This is a genomic window from Anaerosporobacter sp., assembly GCF_965301125.1.
This window is the reverse complement of sequence record NZ_CBDLAM010000005.1, coordinates 36337-47147: the sequence shown is the minus strand read 5'-3', so window position 1 is coordinate 47147 and position 10811 is coordinate 36337. Positions and strand designations below refer to the sequence as shown.

6 protein-coding genes and 1 other annotated feature are annotated in these 10811 nt (G+C 34.7%); all 6 genes read left to right on the top strand.

The window, feature by feature from the left end:
- Window positions 1-73 precede the first annotated feature (73 nt).
- The 6 genes from ACW2QF_RS01220 (at window position 74) to ACW2QF_RS01195 (ending at window position 10749) form a co-directional block, all read left to right on the top strand.
- On the top strand, window positions 74-1174 hold the full coding sequence (locus tag ACW2QF_RS01220; RefSeq protein WP_455714166.1) for an ArsR/SmtB family transcription factor: 1101 nt from the start codon (window positions 74-76) through the stop codon (window positions 1172-1174).
- 73 nt (window positions 1175-1247) lie between these two features.
- Window positions 1248-1474, top strand: a binding site (T-box leader).
- A gap of 208 nt (window positions 1475-1682) precedes the next feature.
- The gene (gene proS / locus ACW2QF_RS01215; RefSeq protein WP_455714165.1) at window positions 1683-3116 is read left to right on the top strand and encodes a proline--tRNA ligase; all 1434 of its coding nucleotides are present in this window, start codon (window positions 1683-1685) and stop codon (window positions 3114-3116) included.
- 948 nt (window positions 3117-4064) lie between these two features.
- Entirely contained in the window at window positions 4065-5459 is a 1395-nt protein-coding gene (locus ACW2QF_RS01210; protein WP_455714164.1) for a CCA tRNA nucleotidyltransferase, read from the top strand.
- A 730-nt stretch (window positions 5460-6189) separates the two neighbouring features.
- The gene (locus ACW2QF_RS01205) at window positions 6190-7185 is read left to right on the top strand and encodes a CotS family spore coat protein (protein ID WP_455714163.1); all 996 of its coding nucleotides are present in this window, start codon (window positions 6190-6192) and stop codon (window positions 7183-7185) included.
- A gap of 159 nt (window positions 7186-7344) precedes the next feature.
- Window positions 7345-8781, top strand: a complete 1437-nt coding sequence (locus tag ACW2QF_RS01200) for a PEGA domain-containing protein (RefSeq protein ID WP_455714162.1) — start codon at window positions 7345-7347, stop codon at window positions 8779-8781.
- Between the two features lie 234 nt (window positions 8782-9015).
- Complete coding sequence (locus ACW2QF_RS01195; RefSeq protein WP_455714161.1) at window positions 9016-10749, top strand: phospho-sugar mutase; 1734 nt, start codon at window positions 9016-9018, stop codon at window positions 10747-10749.
- Window positions 10750-10811 lie beyond the last annotated feature (62 nt).

Genomic DNA, 10811 nt, shown 5'->3' with positions numbered 1-10811 from the left:
GAATTTTGATTTGTGTCATATTCTGTTCAAAGAAAAGGACAGGTCAGTTATATCAAGAAGGAGAAGGTAGAGAATGATTACAGTTACAGAACATTTGGATTTGGTTAATGAGGCTTACTATATATTGTGTTTTATGGTTAATAAGGATAATCTAGATGAAGGTCTGAAGCGCAAAGCCAGTGCTTATCAAAAATCAAAGGAACTGTATGATAAAAAAAGTAAATACATAAAGAAGATATATAATCATGTTCGAGATAATTTGAATAGTGATAGGGAGGAAATAGAATACTTTTTTAAGAAACGAGGAGAAGAGTGGGTTGATTATGCAACATTATCACTGTGTTGGAATCCGATTAATCTAACATATACATTAGATAATTATGAAGAATTAATCAGCAATCAAACGGAAGGAGAAAAATATAAGGCTTTTGTTGATATAATTGAACCAAACGAAAATGTAAATTTAGAAAAAGATAAGGTATATAACGTAGAGACATTAATAAATTATCTGGAAGAAACTTCTTTAGAAAGTGACGTTTGCTTTGAGATAATTAAGATTTATCGAAACAGAAAGAAATATTTTGATAGAGTAAGAAAAATAATGGAGAGAGCCATCAAGTTACTACAAGATTCTAAGGAAGAAATTTCATTTCTTGAAAATGAATTTTATCAGTATTGGACAAAAAAACAAGAGGAAATTGATTTAAATGATTTGTTAGAGAAACAAATTAATGTACATTGGAGCCATAGTAAAAAGGGAACTATCATAACAATGTCTATCATCAATTTTACTACAGTAACGATAGCATTAGAATATGGACAAGATATGAGAGAGGAAGTCATTTCTTTTGGAACGATGGTAGATGATAATTTATCCATTACAAGAAAAGACATAGAAAAAGACCAGGTTCTTAAAATTGGAAAAGTACTTGCAGATAAAAGCAAAATAGAGATATTAGAATTAATATCAAAAAAAACAGCGTTTGGTAAAGAAATTGCTTCAGAACTTAATTTATCTACAGCGACCATATCTTATCATATGAGTGTGTTGGTTGAAATTGGATTTGTGAAAATAGAAGTCATATCAGGAAGAGTGTATTATCATCTAGACTCAGATAGAATCCATGAAAACTTAGATAATCTTAAGTTGTATTTTGATAATCTTCAGATTTAGTTTAAGATATAGGATATTCCTGAGCTTATATCGCTTGACAAAATAAAAAAACTCTTTTACAATCAAAGTTACAGTTAAGACCGTGAAGAGGACTAGTATATTGGGAAGAATATCACAGAGAGAGAAAGGTTGGTGAAACTTTCTTATATTCTTACAATAGAACCTACCTTGGAGTTCCATATGAAAGTATGGCGTATGCGCTGCGTTAAAGGGTGTAAAGGAGAACAACAATGATAACGAAATGTTATCATTAGTGGTTGTTAATTAGGGTGGTACCGCCGAAGTCTTTCGGTCCCTTGTGGACTTGAGGGCTTTTTTCTTTGCTAAAAAATAGACATTAATTGTTTAGTAAAGAGAAATATGAGCATGCTTAATAGCATACTAAAGTCCTTAAGTAAAAGTTACGAAACTGTAGCGAATAAACAATTGTAGTAAAGTAGACAGCTGTACTTATTAGTTCGTTTAATCGCTGAATATTACTACGAATCACAAAAAAGGAGAAAGAGAAATGGCAAAAGAAAAGAAATTAGTTGAAGCAATTACTTCCATGGAAGAAGATTTTGCACAATGGTATACGGATGTAGTTAAGAAAGCAGAACTTATTGATTATTCAAGTGTTCGTGGCTGTATGATTTTACGTCCAGCTGGATATGCAATTTGGGAAAATATTCAGAAACAATTAGATGCAAGATTTAAAGAAACAGGCGTAGAGAATGTGTATATGCCAATGTTCATTCCAGAAAGTTTATTGCAAAAAGAGAAAGATCACGTAGAAGGTTTCGCACCTGAAGTTGCATGGGTAACACATGGTGGGTTAGAACCATTACAAGAAAGATTATGTGTAAGACCTACATCAGAAACATTATTCTGTGATTTCTATTCAAACATAATTCAATCTTACCGTGACCTTCCTAAATTATATAACCAATGGTGTTCTGTAGTTCGTTGGGAAAAGACAACAAGACCTTTCCTTCGTTCACTAGAATTCTTATGGCAAGAAGGCCATACAGCACATGCTACTGCAGAAGAAGCAGAAGAAAGAACAATTCAGATGCTTAATTTATATGCAGATTTTTGTGAAAATGTATTAGCTATTCCAATGATTAAAGGTCGTAAGACAGATAAAGAAAAATTCGCTGGTGCAGAAGCTACTTATACAATAGAAGCATTATTGCATGATGGTAAAGCTCTTCAATCAGGTACTAGCCATAACTTCGGTGATGGTTTTGCTAAAGCATTTGGAATTCAATATACGGATAAAGACAATAAATTACAGTATGCACACCAAACTTCTTGGGGTATGACAACTCGTCTAATCGGAGCTGTTATCATGGTACATGGTGACGATAGCGGTCTTGTATTACCACCAAGAATCGCACCAGTACAAGTTATGATTATTCCAATTGCACAGCACAAAGAAGGCGTATTAGAAAAAGCAGCAGAATTAAAAGAAAAATTAAGCAACTTCTCTGTTAAAGTTGATGATTCTGATAAAGGACCAGGCTGGAAGTTCAGTGAACAAGAGATGCGTGGTATTCCAATTCGTATTGAACTTGGACCTAAAGATATCGAAGCAAACCAAGCTGTTATCGTAAGAAGAGATACAAGAGAAAAAATCGTTGTTTCATTAGATGAAATCGAAAGTAAGGTAGCAGAAGTATTAGAAACAATGCAAAACGATATGTTAGAACGTGCTAGAAATCACCGTGATGCTCATACCTATGAAGCACATTCTACGGAAGAGTTTGCAGATATCGTTGCTAATAAGCCAGGTTTCGTAAAAGCTATGTGGTGTGGAGACCAAGCTTGTGAAGATGAAATCAAAGAAAAGACAGGAGCAACATCACGTTGTATGCCATTCAAACAAGAGCACATTAGCGATACTTGCGTATGCTGTGGAAAGAAAGCGAAATCACTAGTTTACTGGGGTAAAGCATACTAGGATATTTCTTCTTAGCTATTGGATTGTGTACATGTGCATGTAAGTTTGGTGATACGAAACTCTTGTAGGTTATCTAAGACGTTTCTTAGCCTTTTCACTATGGCACGAAACACGCTACACATCTAAGTGCATCTAAGTGTGTGCGAAAGATTATCGCATAATACGGACACGCCTTCAACACGACATCCTGTCGTGTTCAGGCTGGCTCGGCGTCCATGCCTCGCCGTCCTAGGTGGCTAAGCACACACTAAGAAGCACTATAGATGTTACGCTATCGTTTCTTAGCCATAGCGAAAAGTCAAAGAAACTGTGTTAGGTATTGAGAGTTTCGTAATTAAATATATTAGCACAAGTACGTTAATCTAATTGCAAGAATAAATGCCTAATAACAAATATGAAAAATTAATATCAGATAGGAAATTAATAAATATTTGCTAATAATTAATTATATTTATTCAGTTGTAAACTTGCCTGTACTTGTGTATCAACAAAGTAAACTAGCAAAACTCATAATAACCTAGATTGCTTCTTAGCTGCCGTACTATGACTAAGAAACGATAGCGAAACACCTAAAGTACTTCTTAGTGTGTACTTAGGCAACACAGGAATGCGAGGCATGGAAGCCGAGCAAGCCTGAGCTTCGGCAGGATGCCGAATCGATGGCGGTTCCGTACCATTTGGATTCCTATATGTGCACACTTAGAAGTACTTAGGTGAGTAGCGTGTTTCGTGTCATAGTACGGCAGCTAAGAAGCTATGATAACGTATAAAGAGTTTTGCATTCAAACTTAGAATACACAGGTACGTCAATGAAATAAAATATATTAAGAAAGGAAACGTGCAAACTGTCGACTTTAAGTATGTAGACGGTGTCATGACTATCTTTGAATAAGGTTGATAGAGATAACGACTCTATTCAAAAGTAGTTATGATATGCAGGGATAATTTATGATAATTCAGATACCGGATAAGGTGAAAGAGATTATTGGGACTCTTATGGATCATGGTTTTGAAGCATATGCAGTAGGCGGTTGCGTTCGTGATAGTATATTAGGCCGACTACCTGGGGACTGGGATATTACTACTTCTGCAAAACCAGAACAAGTAAAAAGTCTGTTTCGTAGAACGGTGGATACGGGAATTGAGCATGGAACGGTAACAATCATGCTTGATAAGGAAGGTTTTGAAGTAACAACGTATCGAATTGATGGGGAATATGAAGACAATCGTCATCCGAAAAATGTTGAATTTACTTCGAATTTAGTGGAGGATTTAAAACGCCGAGACTTTACCATCAATGCAATGGCTTATAATGATGAAGAAGGAATTGTCGATAAATTCAACGGTTTAGATGATATTGAACGCAAAGTAATTCGTTGTGTTGGTAATGCAGAGGAACGTTTTGATGAGGATGCACTACGTATATTACGTGCCATTCGGTTTGCTGCACAGCTTAATTTTGCAATCGAAGCGGATACAGAGGTAGCTATAGAGAAGAAGAGAGAATTCTTACGTAATATAAGTGCAGAAAGAATTCGTGTGGAACTTGAGAAACTCCTAGTATCCAAACATCCTGAGAAATTAATTCATGCTTATAAGCTTGGTATAACCGATATTGTTATGCCAGAGTTTGATCAGATGATGAGTACTCCACAGAACAGTCCATACCATATATACGGAGTTGGAGAGCATTGTATCGCATCAGTACAGGCAGTACAAGGATTATTTGAGAAAGTTCCATATGTAGAAGACGCTAAGGAAGAAGATGTTTTTTGTTTAGATAAGAAACTACAAGCTATCCTTTGTTTTACCATGTTACTTCACGATTGTGGAAAACCAATTAGTAGAAAGACTGATGAAGAGGGAGTCGATCATTTCTATGGGCATGCACAAGAGAGCTCGGCTCTAGCAAAGAAGATACTTCGTAGGCTCAAGTATGATAACTATACAATTCATACGGCTACAGCATTGATTAAGTATCATGATTATCCATTAACGACGGATAAAGTACAATTACGTAGAGCAGCCAATAAGATAGGCGTAGACTTGATGGAGCTACTTTTCTTAGTACAGGAAGCAGATGCTTTGGCACATGCTAAGGCTGCCTGTGAATCTCGTCTACAATCCCTATACCAAGTCAAAGAAGTGTACAGAGACATCTGTGAAGCCGAGGATTGTCTAAGCTTAAAGGATTTAGCTGTTACAGGAAAAGACTTGATGGAAATAGGATTTAAACAAGGAAAGATACTAGGAACAGTTTTAAACCAATTACTACAACATGTATTAGAAAATCCAGAAGATAATAGCAAAGAAATCCTACTTGATTATGCTAAGAGCATATAGGAAGAAATTAGTCAGGATTAAAAGCAATGAAATGAAAAGTAATGAAATGAAACGTTAAGAAAACAATTCCAAGAAGAAGTGTGCCTATGGAGAACATAAAATGTACATCATAAGCATGTGGCTCTTGGAATTGTTTTTTATTTGTGAATATCTTAATTTAATAAGACAATTTATAGCAATAATTTATAACGATTTCAGTGTCAAAAGGTTTTAATTAAAGTAAATGATAAATAATCAAGAGTATTTATCCACTTACGTAACTGTACTTGTGTACTAACAAAGTAGAAAAGCAAAACTCTGAATAACGTAAATCTGCTTCTTAGCTGCCGTACGATGACTAAGAAACGATAGCGAAAACACCTATAGTACTTCTTAGTGTGTACGAGATAACCTAGGAAGGTGAGGCATGGATGCCGAGCCAGCCTGAGCTGAGGCAGGATGCCGAATCGAAGGCGGTTCCGTATCATATGGATAACCTAACGTACACGCATAGAAGTACTTAGGTGTGTAGCGTGTTTCGTGTCATAGTACGTCAGTTAAGAAGCTATGAAAACGTATAAAGAGTTTTTCATCTAATACTATAAATATACAAGTACTTCACTTCATAACAATAAATATTCTTCAGAATTATTTCAAAATACAACTTCTATAATACCCACTTGTTTCATAAGATTAACAAGAAAGACATCCACTAATGGATGTTTTAGTTAATTGGTTAGGAGGGCTAAAGGTGGAGGATAGACATGAGGAGATCTGGAAGCAGTATAATGTGGCAATCCGTAATGTATATCGAGTAAGAGGTGCATATATATTAGAAACCGATCAAGGTTTGAAACTATATAGGAACTATGAAGGTTCAGAGAATAAGGTAGAATTTGAACAATCAGTTAAACAGCATCTATACAATGCGGGATATTCAAATGTTGATTTGTATCTACGAAATCAAAATGGAGAGCTTATTACAGCTGATTCAATGGGAACGAAGTACATAATTAAGAGTTGGTTTAATGGAGAAGAGTGTAATCTTCGTGAGGAGAGTGAGATTGTAGCAGCCTCTAGAAACCTAGCCCACTTACATAATTATATGCAAAGTGTTCAAACAGGAGTAGACGACCAGAGTGCCAAGTATATCTATAATTTAAGTACACAGTTTGACAAACATAATAGGGAATTGAAAAGAGTGAGAGGTTATATTCGTGACAAGAAGCAGAAGAATGAATTCGAGGTCTGCTTTCTTAATGTGTATAATCAATTTTATGAGCAAGGCCTGACTGCATTGGAGATTCTGAATAACTCAAGTTATGAAAAGCTGTTGGAACAATGTGCCCAGAAGAATACAATGTGCCATGGTAACTATATTTATCATAATATATTAATGTTACCGGATCGTATTGCCACAACGAATTTCGAAAAGGTCTGCATAGGCGTCCAGATGTTTGATTTATATTGTTTTATTCGCAAGGTTATGGAGAAAAACAATTGGAATATTACATATGGGAATTTAATTATAGAAGAGTATGGAACTATTAGGTCTATATCTAAGGAAGAAATGAAAATACTCTATGTTTTATTATTGTATCCTGAGAAGTTTTGGAAGGTTACGAACTTCTATTATAATGCACGCAAATCATGGGTTCCGAGACGAAACATACAAAAACTAGAGGATTTATCAGAACAAGCCAAAGACAAAGATGCATTCTTAATGCAATTAGAAAAGTTGACGTAGTATAGAAAATAAAACTATCGTATGTTGTAAACAACAATGTATGATAGTTTTTTGTAGTTTCATACATATATGGTTACTTTTGATGCCTATATATAAAATACGATGTTTACATATGTATAATAATGATTTATTATGTAAAGTAGATTGGAGGTGTATGCCTTGAAGGGGAATAAGCAAGGTCATAATAATGATAAATATAGAAAATATATACCGTTTGTATTTCTAGTGGCAATGGTGGCAATAGTGATTTCTGTTATTACTGGTGAGGCTGATACGAATGGAGGACATATGGGACAATCAGTCACTACAACTACAAATGGTTTGGCTGAGGAAGAGCAGAGTAAATATGACCGAAAAATACTTGGAGTGGTCAAAGCAATTGACACCAATAAAAAGAGTATTACTTTATATAATGTAGATAGAAATGATGAGTTAGTACTGTATTACGATGGTACCACTGAAGTAAAAGATAAATACGAAAAGGCAATTACGATGTCCCAATTAACAGTAGGTGAGATGGTAGATGCGTATTATTTACTTAATGATAAAGTAATTGAGGTTAGCATATCAAATGATGCTTGGGAATACAAAAAAGTTAATAATCTTGTTATTAATAACGATAAAAAGATGATGAGCATCTCTTCTAGAAACTATCAATTTAATGAAAATCTTATCATTGCAAGTGAAAATGAATTAATTAACATAATTGATTTAAGTGAGAAGGACGAATTAACTCTTAAAGGAGTTGGTAGTAAAGTATATTCCATTATTGTAACAAAGGGGCATGGCTACGTTAGATTCTCAAATTACAGTGATTTTATAGGTGGAAACCTGGAGATTGGTACAGATAATATGATAGCGATATCCGAGGACATGCTTGTAGTTGTAAGAGAAGGCAATTACAAACTTACGATGGAGAAGGATGGTTTAACGGGAAGCAAGCTGATTCGTGTAGTAAGAAATCAAGAAATTGTGGTTGATATGGGAGAGTTTAGAAAAGATGCTCCACAGATAGCTAAAGTAGAATTCACCATACTTCCAAACGGCGCTGACTTATATGTTGATGGGAAAGAAGTGGACTACTCAGAACCGATTGAGTTAAAGTATGGCGAACATACTGTCACAGTTTCCCTAAGTGGATATGAAGATTATACAGGTAATATTACAATTGATGAATCAAGTATGCAATTCTTTATCTCACTAGCTGAACCGACTGTAACAGAGGAAGAGTCGGATACAGATTCAACAGGTTCAAGCAGTAATAGCAATAATACGAATAGTGATTCTGATAGTAGTACGAATTCGTCAAATTCATCTAGTGAAGATGAAAGTTTGGAAGATGAGGTTAACAATTCTGATAAAAGTAATAATTCTGTAGATACAGAACATCAGATTTACGTACAGACTCCAATAGGCGCTTCTGTATATTGGGATGGGAAACTTATGGGTACAGCACCAGTTAACTTTACAAAACAAGTAGGTAGTTATACAATTTCTCTTGCAGCAGATGGTTATGAAACGGTAAGTTATCCTGTAGTAATTGCAGATGATGGAGAGGATGTTTATTTGAATTTTCCAAATTTAACTGAGAAGTAGTTGAATAAAAAGTAATCCATATCATTAATAAACGCCAATTTATGTCTAGATAATTGTCCAAAAACGTGATATAATCATTACGATTCGAAAAATTTACGAAAAAAAGTAGAATATGTCATTTTATAAATTATAAACTTGGAGTACTAACGATGCTCTGTCACCACTATGTCATCGTTAGTTACAAGCAAGTTGCATAACGAATCATGAAATTATCATAAGTATGGGAGGATGGATATGGATTACAAGAAGTTATATATGGATTGGTTAAACAACCCTTATTTTGATGAAAAAACAAAAGAAGAATTACTTGCGATTAAAGATGATGAGAAAGAGATTAAAGAAAGATTCTATACTGATTTAGAATTCGGTACTGCAGGTTTACGTGGAGTTATTGGTGCTGGTACAAATCGAATGAATATGTATACGGTTCGCAAAGCTACACAAGGTTTGGCAAATTACATAATCAAAGCGGGTTTCGCTAGTAGAGGTGTAGCAATTGCTTACGACTCAAGACGTATGTCACCAGAGTTTGCAGATGAAGCAGCTCTTTGCTTATGTGCAAATGGAATTAAAGCATATGTTTTTGAATCCTTAAGACCTACACCAGAATTATCTTTTGCAGTTAGACAGTTAAATTGTATTGCAGGTATTAACATAACAGCAAGTCACAATCCACCCGAATATAATGGTTATAAAGTATATTGGGCAGATGGTGCGCAAATAACACCACCACATGATAATGGTATTATGGAAGAAGTTAAAGCGGTAACAGACTATAATATTGTTAAAACTATGGATAAAACAGAAGCAATAAATATAGGATTATATGAAGTAATTGGTGATGAAATTGATGATGCATACATTGCAGAATTAAAGAAACAAGTAATTCACGAAGATTGTATTAAACAAGTAGCAGATCAAATTAAAATTGTATATACACCATTACACGGAACAGGAAACATTCCTGCAAGACGTATCTTAAAGGAAATTGGATTTAATAACGTATATGTTGTTCCAGAACAAGAATTACCAGATGGAGAATTCCCAACAGTAAGTTATCCAAACCCAGAAGCAGCGGAAGCATTTACATTAGCATTAAAACTTGCAAAAGAAAAAGATGCTGATTTAGTACTTGCAACAGATCCAGATGCAGACCGTTTAGGTGTATACGTTAAAGATACAAAATCAGGCGAGTATATTCCTATGACAGGTAATATGTCAGGATGTTTACTTGCTGATTATGAAATCAGCCAAAGAAAAGAAAGAGATGGTTCACTTCCAGCTGACGGTGCGCTAATCAAGACTATTGTAACTTCTAATATGGCAGATGCAATAGCTAAATATTATGGAGTAAGATTAATTGAAGTATTAACAGGTTTCAAATTCATTGGACAACAAATTCTTGGGTTTGAAAATAACGACAATGGAACATACCTATTCGGTTTTGAAGAAAGCTATGGTTGTTTGATTGGTACGCATGCTAGAGATAAAGATGCGATTGTAGCAACAATGGCACTTTGTGAAGCAGCAGCATACTATAAGACAAAAGGTATGACGCTATGGGATGCTTTAGTTGAGCTATATGACCGTTATGGTTACTACAAAGATGATGTACAATCAGTAACTATGAAGGGAATCGAAGGTTTAGAGAAAATCCAACAGATTATGAATACTTTAAGAACAAATACACCTACACAAGTTGGAGAATACAAAGTAGTATCAGCTAGAGATTACAAATTAGATACAATTAAAGACTTAACAACAGGAGAAGTAAAACCAACAGGCCTTCCTTCTTCAAACGTATTATATTATGACTTAAGTGACAATGCGTGGCTTTGCGTAAGACCTTCTGGTACAGAACCAAAAGTTAAATTCTACTATGGTATTGTAGGAACTTCATTAGAAGATGCGAATGCAAAATCAGCGGCACTTGGTAAAGAAGTATTAGCTATGATAGATCGTATGTAAGGTTACTATACATCGTATACATGAGAGAGTAATTTTCCAAATGGGAGAGTTACTCTCTTTTT

Excerpts from the sequence above, each read along its gene's own strand:
- ACW2QF_RS01210 (WP_455714164.1), top strand. The coding sequence starts at position 4,065 with ATGATAATTCAGATACCGGATAAGGTGAAAGAGATTATTGGGACTCTT.
- ACW2QF_RS01195 (WP_455714161.1), top strand. The coding sequence starts at position 9,016 with ATGGATTACAAGAAGTTATATATGGATTGGTTAAACAACCCTTATTTT.
- proS (WP_455714165.1), top strand. The coding sequence starts at position 1,683 with ATGGCAAAAGAAAAGAAATTAGTTGAAGCAATTACTTCCATGGAAGAA.
- ACW2QF_RS01220 (WP_455714166.1), top strand. The coding sequence starts at position 74 with ATGATTACAGTTACAGAACATTTGGATTTGGTTAATGAGGCTTACTAT.